Here is a 17,519-nt window from a genome sequence, read left to right as displayed (position 1 = left end):
TTATGACGTATGATTAGTGAATCGCCGCGTGCAGTATTTTCTCGGCGGTCGCTTCATCGCGGGAAAATTCCGCGACGATTGTTCCGCCTTTCGCCACGAGAATGCGATCAGAAACATCCAGAATTTCAGGCAGGTAAGACGAGATTACAACTACCCCGGCACCGCTGTCAGCAATACTCCGGATTATTTCGCGTATTTCCGCAATCGCGCCGACATCAACCCCGCGTGTGGGTTCATCAAAGATGACAAGGCTGGGTTCCTGAATCAGTGTTTTTGCGATAACCACTTTCTGTTGGTTACCCCCGGAAAGTTTATGAACCGTTTGAAATTTTCCGATGCCGCGAATGGCTAGTTTTTTCTCCAGCTCTTTTACTTTGGGTTTCATCGCTTTTTTGCTGACAAAGAACTTCCCTTTCGCCCATTTCGCCAGCCAGCCTAGAGACACATTCTCAAAAACACCCATGGTTTCAAAAAAGCCATCAATTTTCCGGTCTTCGGTGACATAGGCAATGCCGTCCCGGATCGCCTGGGCGGGGAGACGATAGCGAATTTCCCTGTCGTTGAGATAGATACGCCCGCCGCCAAAATTGCGTTTGATCTGTCCGACAATTACTTTGGCGACCTCGCTTCGGCCCGATCCGATCAGTCCGGCAATACCGGTGACTTCGCCCGGAAAAACCGAGAACGACATATTGTTGACCATATTCCCCATCCGGATATTTTCAACTTTCAGGATCGGCTTGCGTGCCCGCGTTGCCGTCGAAACGTTGGGCCTTGCCGCCATTTCACTGGCGATTTCCTCACCGACCATATGCCGGATCAGACTGGCGCGATCAAAGGAACGCGCATCATCCGTCACGATCTTCTTTCCGTTCCGCAATACGGTGATACGATCCGCATGGGAGAGTGCCTCCTCCAGCGCGTGGGAAATAAAGATCATCGCAACGCCTTTCTGGCGAAGATCATTCATCAGATAGAAAAGATGATCCGTTTCTTCCGGGGTGAGCGCCGCCGTCGGCTCGTCAAGAATGATGATACGGGACTTGTTGTAGACGGCACGCGCAATCTCGACCATTTGACGTTGCGCCGCCCCGAGGGCCCCGGCTTTCATCGTCGGATCAATATTGAAATTAAGGGAACGCAGAAGCTGGCGGCATTCAATGCTCAAGGCCCGTGCGGAATTCAGCACTCGTTCGCGTCCAAGCACCATATTCTGCGCGACGGTCAACTGGGGAACAAGGCTCGTCTCCTGAAACACCATGGAAATGCCTTTGTCAAAAGCGTCACGCGGGGATTTCAGCTCAAAGGGCTCGTCCTTGAAGGAGAAGGTTCCGCTATCCATCGCGACAACACCGGCAATGACTTTACACAGGGTGGATTTTCCGGCGCCATTTTCGCCGACCAATGCGTGAATTTCATTGGGACGGAGATCAAAATCAACGGCGTTAATGGCCGGAAAGCCGCCATAGGTTTTGGTGGCATTTCGTAAGCTAAGAAAGGAAGAGGCCGTCATATCAATTGATCCATTGCAGTGACTTTCAGCAATTCATTACTACCCTTACTGATGGCAATCAGCTCCCCGCGCCATTCCAGTGCGGCGGTAATGCCGTGGCGCGTGCCATTCGCGCGTGATTGCGCGCTTGCAAGGGGCAGGAAGTTTTTGTCGAGGATAACCACCAGACCGTAGGAAAACGACGGGGCCCATGGCTTGATATCCCCGAACAGGCGCGCCGCGCCCATCTGGATCGGCACTCTATAGTCCGCGCGGGCGGCAAAACGGGGCGCGATCCAGTGCGCGGGATCAATTTCCGCTTTCATGCGGTTCATGAAGGCCGGTTCGCTCAACACAAATTCAATCAACGGATCCCGCCGCGCGAACAGTGACAGGATATAGCCACCGCCGGATAATGCATGGATGCGGGCGGGATATCCCGGCGCATCCTGCAGAACCGCTTTGGGGGGCGCATCGGATGACAACTGGCTGATGCGGGCAGACCAGCTTTCGCAAACCAGCACCTCTTTTGCCGCGGTTTCAATGACGCCATAAGGTAGCCGCAATCCGCTGGCGATCACACTCCTGTCGCCCGTCTCCGTCATCCGGATGAGCTGACCGTTACCGGTTTCGCTGTAAAGGTCATGAAGGCGGGAGGCTTGATCGTCAATGCCACCAGCATCAGCCACCAGCAATGTCCCATCACTGGCGAAGGTACAGGCCGTCGCCTCCTGAACGCCATTCTCCTGACCTTCCCAGCCGGGCGCCGCATCCCCCTCCTGCGTGATCAGCCTGATACCGCCGCCGTTAAGACCGACGGCAATCACGCCATCTGCGCGGCAGGCCAGGGCGGTTACCTCATGGTTAAACTCCGAGATGACCGTTAAGCTGTCACTCTGCCAATCCCTGAGGCGAAGAACCCTTTTGCCACTACTGACAAGGAGCGAGCCATCCGGCGCCACACAGATATCATCCGGCGCGTCAATCGGCAGGGCAACTGCCTGTTCCAGCATATCATTCGGACACAGCGGACCATCGAGGAGAGAAATCCGTGCCGGTTGTTTCCTGTTCAGCCCGAACATGATTATGTCTCCCTCGGCCAATAGCTGTCAGGGCCATTCCAGCTCTTGTCAGCTTCATCGAGATCAATCCTCCCGATCTTGTTATTGGTTACCCCGCCGAGGAACAAGGAGCCATGATGCTCCCGCATGGAAGTGATCATATAAAGCGGGCCATCCGGTTTATCCCAATAGGCATCGACAATGGTGCCATTTCTGTCCGATTTCAGCACGCCGCCAATGTTGAGATTGCCGAACAGCCAATTGGTCGGCGGAACACGTTTCGCCATGCGCATCCGAAAGCCGGGATCTTCCATGGCGAGATCAATGACTGGTGAACGCATGCCGGCAAGGGCGATCCAGTACCCCCCATCTGACGCACGGTTGATATTGTCCGGATATCCCGGCAGGCCGCGCAGGAAATATCGGGGTCCGTCCTGCATCCGCGCCAGATCAAATATCAGGATGGCGCAGGTCCATGTGCTGGCCACCAGCAAGTGCTTCCCGTCATGGGTCACGCACACCCCGTTGGGGAATACCATATTGTCACAAATTGTTTTTGTGGTTCCGTCAGCGGGGTTATAGCAGAGGAGACGGCCATTGCCGCGCCCTTCCAGCAGATCAAGGCCCCATGTTTCCATTTCATAGCGCTTGGTGGCATCGGTGAAATAAATCCGTCCATCCGGCGCAATGTCGAGATCATCTGCCATGCGGATCTGCCGGTCATCCTCTATAGAGGTCCAGCTCCGTTTTGTCTGGCTTGTCAGGCGTTCTATCTGGCCCGGCCCGGCAATCCGGTACAGCCCCATGCCTGCCACGCAAACGACAAGACGCTCCTCTGCATCAAATGCGAGGCCGAGCGGGCGTCCACCGGTTTTGACATAAGTCTCAACACGGGTGTGATCCGGCGCGAAAAGCTTCATGATCCGGCCATCCCGCGTGCCGCAGTAAAGGTTGCCCGCGCGATCGAGAATGACATCTTCCGGGCCGTCCACTTCCCCAACGCCCAGAAGGGTTGCGCCACCCAGCTTTGCAGAGCCGAACTCCGGCGCCATTTTTCCCATCTCAAGAACAGGGTCCATCTTCATGGGTTTGGGATCAAGATAGGCGCGCGCCAGAATGCGGTGCCGCTCTTTTCGATACTTCATGTCAATCGCAAGCACGGTGATCAGGATCAATCCCATGACGCCATTTATAAAATCGCCCCGGAAACCGGCGTTTATCAACACATTCCCCAAAATGAATATGGTGGCGAAGCCAAGCAGCGTGCTGAAGACGCTGCCCCGACCCGGCGTAAATCCTCCCAGACCCAGGATCAGACCTGTCAGGACAAAGAATTCCAGTCCGACACCGGTATCGGAGCCGGCGCTATTCTGGCGGGCGGCAAACAGAAAGGCGGCAAGCCCGACAAGAGTTCCCCCCAGCACATAGGACAAAAGGATAACGCGCTTTAACGGGATACCCGCATGCCGCGCGGCCTTCCGGTTCCCGCCGACGGCCAGGATATGCCAGCCGAAGCGGGTGTATTTGAACATTAAAAATATGGCAACGGCAACAACAGCCAGAACCAGAAAGCTTACCGGCACGCCCATGAAACTCTCATAGCCGATATATTCCCATGTCTCGTCGAACCGGGCGCTGCTGGAGATTTCAACAAGATATTCCTGTGACGCAATGACAAAAATGCCGCGCACGGTAATCATTGTGCCAAGTGTCGCAAGCAAAGCGCCACAACCAAGGACGCCGGTGAGAAATCCATTGACCAAACCAACCAGCGCACCGCAGGCAAGGGTCAGCGGAAAAACCAGATACACCGGCAGCCCCGCAATATGGAACAAATAAAGGGCGACAAATGCCGATAACGCAAATGACGAGCCAACAGACAGGTCTATCCCGCCAATGGCAACGACGAGCAGCATGGCAATTGTCACGATGGCCGCATCTGACGAATATTGCGCGAGGGTGGTGAGGTTGGACGGGGCGAAATACCCGTCTGTCGTCATCAATATAACGGTGGTGAGCAGGAAAAACGTGATGAAGGGGATCGCCCCTTCAATCCAGTTGCGGTTCAGCAAATCTGACGTGATCCGCCGATAGGAGAAAACACTCCTTTGTTTCGGGACTTTATGCAGGCTACTCAGGAATTTGCTGTCTTCGCCGGAACTCATCTGATCCTTCCTCACGCCCCAATCGCCAGGCACTGGAAAATGTGCCTGGCTTTGTTGCTCCCACCAAACGGAAAACTTTTTTGTTGTGTTATTTTGCGGGCAGATCCCAGCATTGCTGCGGCTGAAAGCTCTCCTTCTTGATAACGATCAGGGGGGATTCAACTTCCAGCATGCCCCCTTCCGGCGGCACGGCCCCCTGCATCATCAGGCGCAGCATGGTGCCGGCATCGCGGCCCTGGCCATCGGCGTTATAGCTCCAGTAGCGATCAATAACCCCGGCCTCGATATTGTTGCAGATCACGCGATTGCCGCCGCCCGTCGCATAGACCAGCACATCATCAGCTTTGCCCGCATCCTTGACGGCGTTACCGGCGCCGATTGTGTGAATTCCCCAATGCCCGAAAACGGCGCAGAGATCGGGGTTCTGCTGCAAGACTGTCGCGGTAATCTGGCGGGCCTTTTCCGGCTCCCAGTCGGATGCCTGATTGGACACAACTTCAATTTCAGGATGCTTCTCGAAGACGGCCATTGTCGCCTCGTTCATCATCACGCTGTCCGCGGCCGTAAGCTGCCCCGGGATAATCGCAACCTTGCCCGACTTTCCGCTGCCTTCACCACAGGCGGCGACGATATCCTCGGCGACCTCCCTGCCGATACGGGACCAGTTCGCCCCGACGAAAGCGGTTGATTTCTGGTTCGATTGCAGGTTGATCTGCAAAACCTTGATCCCGTTTGACTCAGCCTGACGAATAAGGCGGGCAAGAAGCTGAACTGTCGGGTTATGGGCAACGATGATGTCCGGCTTGTCGTTGATGGCCTTCGCAAAGATTTCAGACATCGCTTTCATATTGAAGGCGGCATCCCGGACTTCATAGTCAAAGCCGTTCAGCTTGGCCTGCTCTTCCATCCCTTTTGACCAGCCCTCCGTCAATGTGATCCCCATCGCTATCGGAATGAAGATGACTTTCTTTCCCTCATAGACGGAGGCGGCGCTGGCGATTGACGCGGTGGACATCAATCCGGCCGTCAGCAGTGTCGCAACGCCTAAGCAAATATTTCGCTTCACAGATTTTAGCATACTCATTCTCCCTATTATGGTTATGAACCGGTTCTGTCTTAAAGATCTCCCTGGGTATCGGTCTCGGCATCTCTGGGGTTGATGTAATTATCGATGACAATAGCCGAGATCAGTATCAGGCCCTTGACCAGATTCTGGACCTGGCCCGACAAATTCATAAGCGTCATACCGTTATGCAGGACGCTTATCAGTATGACGCCGATCAGCAGGTTGAAAACGCCGCCCCGACCGCCCCGAAGGCGGATACCGCCAAGGACGACCACCATGATGACTTCAAACAGCAACGTCCCGTTCGTCACGATACGAAAATCAACGGTTCCGCTGCCGCTGGAGACGATAATGCCTGCGATACAGGCGGTTATCGCGGAAAATATATAAATGAAAACGGTCGCCGTCCGGACGGACAGGCCGGTCAGCCGGGCCGAGATATAATTATCGCCCATGGCATATACCATTCGCCCCAAAACCGTCTGGCTCAACAGCACATAAGTTGCGATCAGGACAACGATGCCAATTATGACGGATACGGGAAAGACGGATAGTTTCCCGGTGGAAAAAAAAATAACCTCCGGCAATTCTTTCGGTATCAGGACAAGGAACTCCCCTTGCAAAAAACCCCAGCGGCAGAAGCCCGCAATCAGCATGGCGGTTGCAAGCGTACTCATCAGGGCCGGGATTTCGATATAGGCAATCAACCAGCCGTTCAGGGCGCCAAGGACAATGGCAAGTAAAAACGCCGCAAGAAGGGCAATCATATAATCGGCACCGGCGGTCAACAGCAATCCGAACACGGCCGAGACCGCAACCATGACTGAAATTTGTGACAGATCCAGCCCGCGTGAAATAATAACAACCGCCATGCCGCAGCCGAGAATGGTGAGCGCGGTCGCGTTTCGCGCGATAATGGAAAGATTTCCCCAGGTGAAAAACCCGTCAATCATCACCGCAAAGATAAGGATGACCAGGAGTGATATCCCGAGAATAATATATTCCAGGGGATGTTGTTTAAAAGAGAACCGATTCTGCCATTGCTGCAGAAAGGAATCCGTCTCCTCACCGCGCGGGTTTTGCAGCAGGGGATCATTGCCTGTTTGGGCGGATTTGGACGATTGCTTCAAACCGGTATCCATTCAGTTTGGCTGATTTCCTGTCATAACCAGCCCGTTAAGATGTCTTGTTATTTTACAATTTCACCGCATCTTACTCTTCAGTAAATAAAAATACTGGTGGGAAATATGGTTGTCAACATCTACTTCTTTGCGGCCAGGACAAACGCACGTATTTCGCGCAAACGAAGGGCGGCAAAATAAATTATCTGAAAGTAGGATGATACAATCCGGGATTAACCGGGCGGCGGTGATGCCCGCTCTCGCTGGACCTGAAACTGGGCAGTCTCAGCCAGTGTCTATGGTGCTATTCGACAAGCATCCGTAGAGCTGGATTCTGCAATTGAGACGAGGGGCTCTCTATATATCGTCTTTTGAACGCGCCTTCAGGCCATTGATGAAGAGATATACAAAGCAGTCGGCAACCTCTTGCGTGGTTTTCTCGCCATCCGGATTATACCAGCGCTGTATCCAGTTATTGGCGCCCATCAGGATAAGTTCGGTCAGTTTGGGCGGGACTTCAGCGATTGAGCCATCCGCAATCCCCTCCTCTATGATACTTGCAAGGTCACTGTCCAGACCGCGGGCGCGTTTGTGAATGCTGTCAAATGCCGCTTCCGGCAGGGTGGCGAATTCGTGGACGATTGCAACAGGCCCCGTTTTCAGAATTCCGCCTATGACGCCGCGAAAATAGGCTTCGATTTTCTCAATACCGGTCGCCTCACTCTCCAGCACCTCGCGCATGATTTCTTCACAGAGGTTCAGTGTCAGCTCGTAACACATCTGAAGCAGCACCGGCTTGCTCTTCACATAATAGTAAAGGGCCGTTTTCGAAATACCAAAATGCTTTGCAATTTCGTCGAGGGATGTCGCCGCATAGCCTCTTTTATTGAACATTTCCGCCGCTATATGCAGAACCGCTTCTCGCTTGATATCGTGGTCGCGACGCTTGTCGAATACATTCCTGTCCGCACGGCTACTCAAGATGCTTTTCCCATCTTTTCCATAATTGAAATGATATTTCCAAAGATACAAACAGTATCAATGCTTCTTACGGCTGATTTATGTCTAACATAAAAAAGTTGAACAGCGGGTAATTAAATATTTTGATCAGAAAATAATTCTTCCGCTTCAGGGGTATCCATTTGCAATAGCCTGCTTGTCATCACCATTGCACCCCCGCTTCCCCTTTTGGACCTCATTTACTGGATTAGTCAATATATGGACCGGTATATTGGCTAGCCATAAAAAAAGCCACCCCTGTTAAGGGGTGGCAAGGGAGGTGAAGACTTTATAATGGGTGTCGTGGTTTTATTTTTTGATATTCAAGTAACGCCCCCCTTCGCCCTTCTGCCCATAGCAAAATCAGGCGGTCATTCATGACAAGCTGAGGATCAGGGCGCGGACTTCCTGTTCAATTCTGTTATTGCGCCATAGGTCATATTGCGAATTGTCGCCCGCAGTTTTGTGCCATTTTTCGGCGACTGCACCATGTAGATCAGAAACATGTCCTCCTCGGGATCGCCCGCCATATAGGTACCGGCAGCGCCGCCCCAGAAAAAGTCACCAACACTTCCCATCAAGGGCGAAGCGCCCACCTCCTTGCGGACGGCAACCCCCAGACCGAAACCATATCCCTGGCCGGGCAGATAGTATTTCCCTGGTCCGATGGAACCAAGCTGATCCGTCAGCATATAATCAACGGTAAAGGGCGACAGTATCCGGACCCCGTCAAGCTCACCGCGGTTTAACAGCATTTGCATGAACCGCGCATAATCCCGGCTGGTCGAGACCAGCCCGCCGCCACCCGTCTCGAATACACGCGATTTTCGCGGATCAAATACAGCAATATTTCCGATCATCCGGTCGTCGGCATTTGGCTCAGCGATACGCGGATAATTTGCCGCATCCTCGACATAGAAACCGGTATTTTTCATATCAAGCGGATCAAATACCCGCGCTTTCATAGCCTCACTGAGCGGCCTGCCGTCAACGACTTCAATAACGGCCCCTAAAATATCCGTGGCCCGGCTGTATTCCCATGTTGTCCCGGGGTGATATTCAAGGGGGAGAGTCCCGATGATCTCGGCAAGTTCGCGGTTGCTATACTGACCGTTTCCGGGGTTCTTTTCCTTCAGCGCCTCGCGCGCCACACCGGTTCCGAAAAATCCGTATGTCAGCCCCGCAGTATGGCGCATGAGATCTATCACCCTGATCGGGCGCGCCGCCGGTTCGCTTTCGATGTTACCGTCGGCGGATCTACCGGTTGCAACCTTCATCTCCTTATATTCCGGCAAATAGGCATGAAGCGGGGCACTCAGGTCCAGCTTGCCTTCTTCAATGAGCGACAGCGCAACCACAGAAGTGATCGGCTTGGTCATTGAATAGATACGGAAAATTGTATCTTCCGTCATCGCTTCGCCCCCTTCGGTACGGGCACCAAGCGCCGACGAATGCACAATTTTACCGTGACGGGCCACCATAAAGACAGCGCCAGGAAACTCGCCCGCGCCAATTTTTCCCTCAAAAACAGAGTCGATTTGACGCAGGTGTTCGGCAGATAGTCCAACCGCTTCAGGTTCGGCACGGGGCAGTTCTTTTGCGACAGCGCCCGTCGCCAGAAATGTCACGGCACATAGTGCGAAATAAAACGCTAATCTCATGATGATGTCCTCCTCTGCGTTGCAAAATTTATCTACGGCGGCCAGAACCAGCCGTTCCTGCCGCCAGCTTCCTGCGGCAGGGCCTCCCTTTCGATCCGTCCCCTCGAAACGCTCAAGCGTGAGCGCATGACCGCTAAAGTACGATTGATTCTTCCTTGTTCCGGCGGTTGAGGCGCCATGCATAGGCCGCAGGAATGAGCGCCAGCAAAAGGCCGACGAGTGACATTTCAATCTGGTTTAGCGCCAACAGTCCCCCAAATGGCGCCGCGAGCAACAGGCCGGACGCCATCAAAGCACCCCTCATGATCAGTGACAGGACGCCTGCCCCCATGGTTCCGATGCAAGCGAGATATCCCTGCATGGCCGCGGCTATGAACCATATGCCGACAAATGCGCAAACCACGGACAGCAGGACCTCAGGTAAGGGTCCCTGCCCGATCAGAGCGGGGTTAAGCACAAAGAAGAACGGGATAATGTAGATCACCGCCCCCAGTCGCGTTGCCTGCCAGGCTGATCCCATGGGGCTGGCGCCCGCAAGCGTCGCAGCCGCAAAAGCCCCGAGCGCGACCGGCGGCGTAATGAAGCTGACCATGCCCCAATAGAGGATGAAAAGATGAACGCCAAGTTCGTTAAGACCGGCCTGCACGAGGGCCGGGGCAAGAATGACGGCAAGGAATATATAGCAGGCCGTCACCGTCATCCCCATGCCGAAAATAAACGAGGTGATGGCGCCCATCACGAGCAGCATGGCCGTCGAATTGCCCGCCATATACACCAGCTCATTCGCCAGCGGTCCGGTCAGGCCCGTCGCCTGAAACGCCCCCACAATCATGCCAATGCCGAGCAGGATCGCCACAATCTCCGCAAGTGTCCGTCCGACAGAGACGATCATGTCAACGAAGCTGGAAACGGTGAAGCTGGAGCCTTTCTTGATCTGGTTGACAATCAGCAGCAGCACAACCGCATAAAAAGGCGCCGTTGTCTCCCACCTGAAAGCCACCATAAGAGTAATCAGCAAGGCAAAAACGAAAATGTAAACCCAGCCGTGGCCCAAAACAGCCCTGATCTGTGGCAACTCCGCTTTCATCAGCCCTTTCAGGCCCCGTCGGCCCGAATAGGCATCAATTTGGATAAAAAGCCCGAAATAGTAAAGTGCCGAAGGGATCGCGGCGGCAATCATAATCTCCACATAGGGTACCCCAAGCCATGACGCCATTACGAATGCGGTTGCGCCCATAATCGGCGGCATCAGGACCCCTCCGGTGGACGCGCATGCCTCCGTCGCGGCCGCGAACCGCGCCGAAAATCCGCTATTTTTCATCGCCGGTATGGAAACCACGCCCGTGGTCAGGACATTCGAGATCACGGAGCCCGACATCGACCCCATAAAACCGGAGGCAAAAATCGATACCTTGCCCGCACCGCCCCGATACTGCCCGACCAGAGCCATGGCGAGATCGTTGAAGAAGCGTCCGCCGCCGGTATATTGCAGCACCGCCCCGAATAAGATGAAGCCGATGACAAGATTACCGAAGGCCTGCATCGGAATGCCGAAAGAGGCTTCGGCCGAAATCATAAAGAACGGGATAACGTCAGTAAAAGGCTGTGTGAATCCGTTCAACGGGTCTGGCATATCCTCGGCGAAGGTGGGATAAAGCGAAAACAGAAAAACCACCAGGAAGAGAACCAGCCCCCCCGTTCGCCGTGTCGCCTCCAGGATAAGGATGTAAAAAGCAATCGAGAACCAGATCGCGGTCTGCGGGGCGGCATATTCCCAGCCATTGTCCAGGCTTTCGCTCCGCGTGAACGCGAAGTAGCCCGCGATACCGAGCGCCAGGAGAGCAAGCGCCCAGTCATACCATGGAATTTGCGACGAGACGCCGCCTTTGATCCGGAAGCACAAGAAGCTGATCGCGAGAAACGTACCGGCAAGGATGTAGAGATACATCCCTTCCAGCATGGCATATCCCCCTATCCGGAAGTTGAACAGCTGATTGATCGCCACAATAATTGCCCCAACCGTCGCGAGAGCAATCAGCCAGCGGGCCGCACCGGAAAAGGCCGTCGTCTCAGCGGCCAGTTCGGCTTCAATTGCTTTGTTTTTGCGCCCGGCAATTTCGTCACTGTCAATCATACCGCGATATCCGCCAAATAGGGGAAGGGCTTTTTACATTCTTGATCTTCAAGGCGGGTCGCGCCGGAGCCCGCCCGNCTCGAACANGTTCAGAAGGNGACCTGGAACCCGCCAGCCGCCAAGGCTTCACGCCGCTTTTTCGGCCACGCCTCATTCCAGTTGTCCGGCGCTTCTGCCTTTAAATCTTCCCAAGCGGCGGCCAGCGCCTCCTGCCGGGCGATTAACTTGTCGTTGTGGGCCTGCGCCGCATCGGTCCAGACCCCGGCCTCCTTGTAATAGCGGATCGCGCCTTGCGAATATGGAATAACCCAATCAAACTGCTGGAATTCCATCGCCCAGCCCCCGATACCGGGCGCCTTGCCGGTATAATCAGGCAGAAGCTCGAAAATCGCTTTCGTCATATTGTAGGAGACATCCTCGTCGGTCGTGTCATATCCGATGAGGATGGGATAGGGAAAGGCCGCCATATCTCGCCCGTCCGTATCGTCAATAGTCGCCCCGACGGTGGCGCGTACCTTGATGTAATAGGGCGCGACGGATGTCAGGCGCTTGTATGCCGCCTCGTCTTTCGGGTCAAACGGCGGCCAGAAGAGGCCCCGGGGACTGGACGCGGCTTCATAGACAACACCCGCATTCGTCGCCGAAAAGGCCACATCAACGGTCCCTTCAACCATGCCTTTCCAGGCGGCGCCAAATCCGCCAAATTCAATTTTCTCAACATCATCCCAGGTAAGCCCGCCATAGGCGAGCCAGGAAGTCGTGTTCGTATTGAGCGCAGGCGCTCCCTTGATGTAGGCGACGCGCAGCCCTTTCACATCAGCGTAAGTGAAACCTTCACAGTCCGGTTTTCCCGCATCCGCGCAAGCCTCCCGCGCGACGCCGATCGACATTGCGATGCCGCCGCCGGAATTTGTCGCCAGCACACGGATCTTTTGCGGGCCCCAGTTCTCGTTGCCAAAGGCGAGAACGCCTTCCTGCGCCAGATAGACGCCAATCCCGTTGAGCGAGAACTGCACCTTGCCCTGACGCAATGGTTCCATACGCCCGATATCATTGCCCGCGGGCAGTATCCGCAGATTGACTTCCGACTTTTCCTGCAACGCCGCCCCAATGGCGACAGCCTGGTTATAACCGGCCGATCCGGTGCCATATGCCGTCCAGGTGATCTGGTCCGGCAAGTCGAAATCTGCTGCCTGAACGGCGGGTGCAATAGCGCACATCGCCACAGCGAATAACATTTTCCGCATATTTTCCTCCCTGCTGCAATCAGCTTCATGCGAATGCATGTGCTGTATCAAGTGCAAATGTTAAAAATATGATTTACATAAATCGCGCAGATTTTCAATTATAATTTTATAAATTATAATTTTTCTTATTATTTGTTTCATATAATTGAATTATTGGAAAAATTGACCCCAAAAAAAGCCAATCCCGCTGTTGCTCTCCCCCGGTCAAAAGCAGGCATACTCCGCCTCTATGGGGCGGAGTTGAAAATATTCGATTGGAAGATTGACGGTCGGAAGCCCGTCAGTCCGCGGTCACCGGCATTTGAAATGTGCCTGACAGACGGATCGACTCTGCCGCCTCGGCAAGGCGCGGCCCGAGATCGGTTTCGAAATAACCGGGGACGACACGATAGCGCGGCAAGGCGCAGGCAATGGCCACATAATGCCCTTCTTCCGTCTTGCCAAGCGGGGCACTGGCCGCCACCAGATTCGGCCGCCAATCCCCGTAGGAAACGCAAAACCCTTCTTTTCGGCATTGTTCGACAGCGGTATTGATCGCCCCCTCGAAGCGGGCATATTCCTCTCCGTGAAGGGTCTGCAATTCATCCAACTTATCTGTGAATTCCAGGCCATGCAGCATCGACAAAAGTGACCAGCCGAGCGCGGAGCGATGCAGCGGGCCTGTCTGTCCGATATCCGGGATATGCGGCCATCCGGGGGGGATGCCGGCTGTCTGGACATGAACAAAGGAATCACCGGACATCACGCCGAGTGACGCATTGCCCGAACACAGCTCGGCAAGATCACGCAGGGGGCCCTGCACCTCGTAACGCCACGGCATGGCCGACAGAACCGGGTAGATCAGCGAGAGCAGCCTCGGCGTCAAGCGGAACCCGCCCTTGGGATGTTTACGCAAATATCCAAGATGCGCCAGCGTCTTGCATAATCGCGAAACGGACGGTCGCTTCAGTCCAACACGACGGGCAATTTCAGCGTTAGAGAGCGCCCTGTCGCTCGATGAAAAACACTGCAGGATCTCGATCCCGCGAATAAGCGTCGATGACAGCGAGGCATCGATCGCCCCGGCCAACTCTGCGGACAATTCATCAACGGCTTTGTCTTTGGACTTCCGCCCTGCTTTACTCATATGACGCCTTTCACCTTGAACTCTTCGATTTCCCAATCATCGAGACCAATAATTTCCTTAAAAACGTGATCATTATCCGCCGCAATACCCTTGGCTGCCCAGCGGATTTTCCCTGGATGGCGTTTAAAGCGCGGGACAAGGCCCTGCATCCGAACACTACCAAAATCCTCATCCTCTACCGCAGTAATCGCCTGGCGGGCGACAAATTGCGGGTCCGTGAATATCTGGTCAACCGAATAAATCGGCGCCAGTGTACCATGGGTGGCCCGAAAAGCATTAACGGCTTCTTCCTGAGTATGAGACGCAATCCAGCTTCCGAATATCCGGTCCAGCTCGACGGCATTCGTAACCCGCGAGGCGTTATCGGCAAATCGAGGATCATCAATCAAATCTGCCCTGTCAATCGCTCTTGCATTGTTGGAAAAAGTACGCGCCGTGCTGCCCGCAACCGTAACATAGCGCTTGTCAGCAGTAAGATAAACATCAGAGGGCGCGGAATAGAGATTGCGGTTGCCGCTTCTTTGCCGCACCTCGCCAAGCTGGTCATATTCGATTGCCAGAACTTCAATGATACGGAACAGCGCCTCCGTCAGGGCAAGATCGATTTCCTCCCCCGTCTCCCGGTCGCTTTGCGCCACGCGCCAGAGCGCCGCCATGATGGCGAAAGCGCCGAACAGGCCGCCAATCGGATCCCCGATCGGATAGCCGGTATGCATCGGCGGGCCATCCTCGCTGCCCGAAATCTCCGTCAGGCCGCCCATGGCTTCAAAGATACGGGCAAGGCCCGACATCTCCTTGTAGGGACCATCCTGCCCGAAACCGCTCAGCCGTAAAATCACCAGGCGCGGGTTCGCGGCCCAAAGGGTTTCAACATCGAGCCCCCAACGTTCCAGTGTTCCGGGGCGGAAATTCTCGACCACGACATCGCTTTTCGCGACCATGCGCAGGAAGAGCTCTTTCCCGGCCTCCTTTCGCAGATCCAGCGTGCCGAAATATTTTCCCCGGTTGGTCACTTTCCACCAGAGCGATTTACCCTCGCGAAACGGCGGAAAGCCCCGCAGGCCATCGCCCACCCCCGGAAGTTCAAGCTTGATCACTTCCGCGCCAAAATCCGCCATCATCGTTGCCGCCATCGGGCCCGCAATAATCGTTGCGATATCCAGTACACGCAGCCCTTTCAGCGGCCCCTCCCCTTCGCTCGCCGACATAGAAACCTCCAAATAATTGACATTAATTTATGTATTATTTCATTATTTAAAACATTATCATATTTATGCAACAATATTTCGTCATTTTAGCATCCGCATCGGTAATTGCAGGAGAAATCAGGCGCAGCCCTTTGGGGATGTTTCATTGCCTCAGGCTGAAACAGGGCGCGAATATAAATATCCTGTTGCGGCGGATTTTCTCTGATTAGGTCGTCTCTGATCACGGATATATTGCCGATCCCCCATTCTGCAGGGTTCAGGGGCTGATCACCGCCACCCGCCGCCTTGAGGCCATCATCGGCGCGCCGCTGATGGGCCGGGTGATGCATTCCGGCGGCCTCGACACATACCGCGAGCACTGCCGCAGCCGGCGCCCGGCGGGTGTGTATAAGATGAGAAAGCGCAGAGTAAAAAAGGGGAATGGTGGAGGAAGCAGTCTGAAGCGAACCCGTCTCCGCCTATTTCCCTGATAAACAGGGAAAATACTGGGATTTTTGATCAATTTCGCCCGGTTTTGGCCCCAGATACGACATAACTTATTATTTTCATTAAGTTTTTATCTAAGCTCCCTATTAACGATAACAGGGAAAATAATTTGAAGAGCAGGGAATTAAAACCAGCAAACAGGGAAATATGTTTCAATCATAAGAAGCCCATATTCATCGAAATTCTCAGCCAAAACGAAACTACACCATAACGTCTAGTCCGTCCGAATTATTGAGGAAGTTTCCGCTAAATAAATTCATACGGAAAAGGATGGATATTATATACATTCTTTCCCCAGAAGTCATCGTTGGCCATGACAAAATGTTCTTTCAATCCGGCAAATGTTGAGCGAATTCTCTACGATCCTCCTAGCCTTCGCCGATCGCAGGTCCTTCATGGGAGCTAACCGTCCACGGCGAACGCAACACCGCTGTAAGTCGGAGAATTTAGTTATTCTTGAACGCTTTTTGTTTTTGTTACCTAAGCACAACGCCATCCATTACGTTTGACAGCGAGCGACATCGGTGCATTGACATTAGACTCTGACTACGCTAGCAGCCTAAAATGAGTATTGAACCGCCAATAGTGTCTTAAGTAGAATATATCTCCGCGTCTTTTCGTTGTCGTTCTGTGTCTCTGTAGAATGTTTGAAAGCACCGTAACACGGTAATCTCAGATCCGCATATTCCAGTATTCAAGGTGCCATAATATTGAAACCGGCATCGATGTAAGCAATGCTGCCGGTTACAAGATGCGCTTCATCGCTAACTAAAAATCGGGCGTATGCACCAATGCAATCGATGCAGACCAACTCATGCGCCGGAGATTTCTCGCGCGCCATTTTTAACAAATCATCGAAATGCGCGATCCCTCCAGCGGCGCGAGTGGCCACAGGTCCTGGTGACAAAGCATTGACGCGAATCCTCTTTTGGCCCAATTCCGAAGCCATGTATTTTACCATTCCTTCCAGCGCAGCTTTGACAGGTCCCATGACACCATAGTTTTCGACCACTTTCTCACCGCCGTAATATGTTGTGGTTAGGAGGCAACCACCATCCTTCATTAACGGCTCAGCAAAACGGGCTAGGCGAGCGAAGGAATGACAAGAGATATCCATGGCAGTCTGAAATCCGTTTTTCGAGGAATCTGTTACACGCCCGTGCAGATCTTCGGAGGGTGCGTAAGCGATTGCATGGAGTAGGAAATCAAGACGACCCCATTTTTCGCTAATCAAGTGAAACAGATTCAGCATTTCAGTTTCGTCAGTTACGTCCAGTGGGTGAATAATCGACGCACTAATTTGTTCTGCGAGCGGCCGCACATAGGGTTCCGCTTTTTCGTTTAGGTACGTAATAGCCAACTCCGCACCCGCTTCATGAAAAGCGCGGGCACATCCCCAGGCAATCGACTTCTCATTTGCGATACCAACAATCAAACCTTTTTTTCCCGCGAGTGTATCTATTGACATTTCGCCCTCGATATCTTGAAGACCGTTATATTAATTGGTGAAATCCGTATTTCTAGACGGAGAAAAATTGTATCTAATTTCCCTACCGTATTCTTCCAGACTTCTTCGCTTTCCGGAAAGTTGCTAAGTCTTTTGCTGAAATTCAAAACTTTCAATTCCTATTTATTGTTTTTCGTTTCACTTACACAAAAACTTTGTTTCTATGCCATGGGTCTCCCACATTTTCTGAATGGCAAAATAGGTGAAAGCCGCCGACCAGGTAATCAACAGAAGCCCATTAAGGGC

12 protein-coding genes are annotated in these 17,519 nt (G+C 53.5%); all 12 read right to left on the bottom strand.

What is annotated here, in order from left to right; genetic code table 11:
* Nucleotides 1–13: 13 nt before the first annotated feature.
* The 12 genes from CMN55_RS01375 to fabI all read right to left on the bottom strand — a co-directional run bounded on the left by CMN55_RS01375 (nucleotide 14) and on the right by fabI (nucleotide 17,234).
* The gene (locus CMN55_RS01375) at nucleotides 14–1,513 is read right to left on the bottom strand and encodes a sugar ABC transporter ATP-binding protein (RefSeq protein ID WP_293947741.1); all 1,500 of its coding nucleotides are present in this window, start codon (nucleotides 1,511–1,513) and stop codon (nucleotides 14–16) included.
* Nucleotides 1,510–2,574, bottom strand: a complete 1,065-nt coding sequence (locus CMN55_RS01370; protein ID WP_293947740.1) for an SMP-30/gluconolactonase/LRE family protein — start codon at nucleotides 2,572–2,574, stop codon at nucleotides 1,510–1,512. Before CMN55_RS01370 ends, CMN55_RS01375 begins: the two co-directional genes overlap by 4 nt.
* Before the next feature lie 2 nt (nucleotides 2,575–2,576).
* Nucleotides 2,577–4,718: an ABC transporter permease gene (locus tag CMN55_RS01365; RefSeq protein ID WP_293947739.1), complete on the bottom strand. Its 2,142-nt coding sequence runs from the start codon at nucleotides 4,716–4,718 to the stop codon at nucleotides 2,577–2,579.
* A gap of 88 nt (nucleotides 4,719–4,806) precedes the next feature.
* Nucleotides 4,807–5,796 carry a sugar ABC transporter substrate-binding protein gene (locus tag CMN55_RS01360; RefSeq protein ID WP_293947738.1) on the bottom strand — a complete coding sequence of 330 codons (990 nt, stop codon included), beginning with the start codon at nucleotides 5,794–5,796 and terminating at the stop codon, nucleotides 4,807–4,809.
* A 38-nt stretch (nucleotides 5,797–5,834) separates the two neighbouring features.
* Nucleotides 5,835–6,926, bottom strand: coding sequence for an ABC transporter permease (locus CMN55_RS01355; RefSeq protein ID WP_293947737.1), 1,092 nt, complete (start codon nucleotides 6,924–6,926; stop codon nucleotides 5,835–5,837).
* 336 nt (nucleotides 6,927–7,262) lie between these two features.
* The gene (locus CMN55_RS01350) at nucleotides 7,263–7,886 is read right to left on the bottom strand and encodes a TetR/AcrR family transcriptional regulator (protein ID WP_293947736.1); all 624 of its coding nucleotides are present in this window, start codon (nucleotides 7,884–7,886) and stop codon (nucleotides 7,263–7,265) included.
* Between the two features lie 410 nt (nucleotides 7,887–8,296).
* The gene (locus CMN55_RS01345) at nucleotides 8,297–9,565 is read right to left on the bottom strand and encodes a serine hydrolase domain-containing protein (protein WP_293947735.1); all 1,269 of its coding nucleotides are present in this window, start codon (nucleotides 9,563–9,565) and stop codon (nucleotides 8,297–8,299) included.
* A 133-nt stretch (nucleotides 9,566–9,698) separates the two neighbouring features.
* On the bottom strand, nucleotides 9,699–11,699 hold the full coding sequence (locus tag CMN55_RS01340) for a TRAP transporter permease (RefSeq protein WP_293947734.1): 2,001 nt from the start codon (nucleotides 11,697–11,699) through the stop codon (nucleotides 9,699–9,701).
* Nucleotides 11,700–11,788: 89 nt separating this feature from the next.
* Entirely contained in the window at nucleotides 11,789–12,937 is a 1,149-nt protein-coding gene (locus tag CMN55_RS01335) for a TAXI family TRAP transporter solute-binding subunit (RefSeq protein WP_459253635.1), read from the bottom strand.
* 289 nt (nucleotides 12,938–13,226) lie between these two features.
* Complete coding sequence (locus CMN55_RS01330; protein ID WP_293947732.1) at nucleotides 13,227–14,072, bottom strand: IclR family transcriptional regulator; 846 nt, start codon at nucleotides 14,070–14,072, stop codon at nucleotides 13,227–13,229.
* The gene (locus tag CMN55_RS01325) at nucleotides 14,069–15,280 is read right to left on the bottom strand and encodes a CaiB/BaiF CoA transferase family protein (protein ID WP_293947731.1); all 1,212 of its coding nucleotides are present in this window, start codon (nucleotides 15,278–15,280) and stop codon (nucleotides 14,069–14,071) included. Before CMN55_RS01325 ends, CMN55_RS01330 begins: the two co-directional genes overlap by 4 nt.
* Before the next feature lie 1,180 nt (nucleotides 15,281–16,460).
* Nucleotides 16,461–17,234 carry an enoyl-ACP reductase FabI gene (gene fabI, locus CMN55_RS01320; RefSeq protein WP_293947730.1) on the bottom strand — a complete coding sequence of 258 codons (774 nt, stop codon included), beginning with the start codon at nucleotides 17,232–17,234 and terminating at the stop codon, nucleotides 16,461–16,463.
* Nucleotides 17,235–17,519: the final 285 nt, after the last annotated feature.

It is taken from the genome of Sneathiella sp. (assembly GCF_002694385.1).
GTDB lineage: Bacteria > Pseudomonadota > Alphaproteobacteria > Sneathiellales > Sneathiellaceae > Sneathiella.
This window is presented reverse-complemented; position numbering and strand designations above follow the sequence as displayed.

Excerpts from the sequence above, each read along its gene's own strand:
- CMN55_RS01375 (WP_293947741.1), bottom strand. The coding sequence starts at position 1,513 with ATGACGGCCTCTTCCTTTCTTAGCTTACGAAATGCCACCAAAACCTAT.
- CMN55_RS01370 (WP_293947740.1), bottom strand. The coding sequence starts at position 2,574 with ATGTTCGGGCTGAACAGGAAACAACCGGCACGGATTTCTCTCCTCGAT.
- CMN55_RS01365 (WP_293947739.1), bottom strand. The coding sequence starts at position 4,718 with ATGAGTTCCGGCGAAGACAGCAAATTCCTGAGTAGCCTGCATAAAGTC.
- CMN55_RS01360 (WP_293947738.1), bottom strand. The coding sequence starts at position 5,796 with ATGCTAAAATCTGTGAAGCGAAATATTTGCTTAGGCGTTGCGACACTG.
- CMN55_RS01355 (WP_293947737.1), bottom strand. The coding sequence starts at position 6,926 with ATGGATACCGGTTTGAAGCAATCGTCCAAATCCGCCCAAACAGGCAAT.
- CMN55_RS01345 (WP_293947735.1), bottom strand. The coding sequence starts at position 9,565 with ATGAGATTAGCGTTTTATTTCGCACTATGTGCCGTGACATTTCTGGCG.
- CMN55_RS01340 (WP_293947734.1), bottom strand. The coding sequence starts at position 11,699 with ATGATTGACAGTGACGAAATTGCCGGGCGCAAAAACAAAGCAATTGAA.
- CMN55_RS01330 (WP_293947732.1), bottom strand. The coding sequence starts at position 14,072 with ATGAGTAAAGCAGGGCGGAAGTCCAAAGACAAAGCCGTTGATGAATTG.
- CMN55_RS01325 (WP_293947731.1), bottom strand. The coding sequence starts at position 15,280 with ATGTCGGCGAGCGAAGGGGAGGGGCCGCTGAAAGGGCTGCGTGTACTG.
- fabI (WP_293947730.1), bottom strand. The coding sequence starts at position 17,234 with ATGTCAATAGATACACTCGCGGGAAAAAAAGGTTTGATTGTTGGTATC.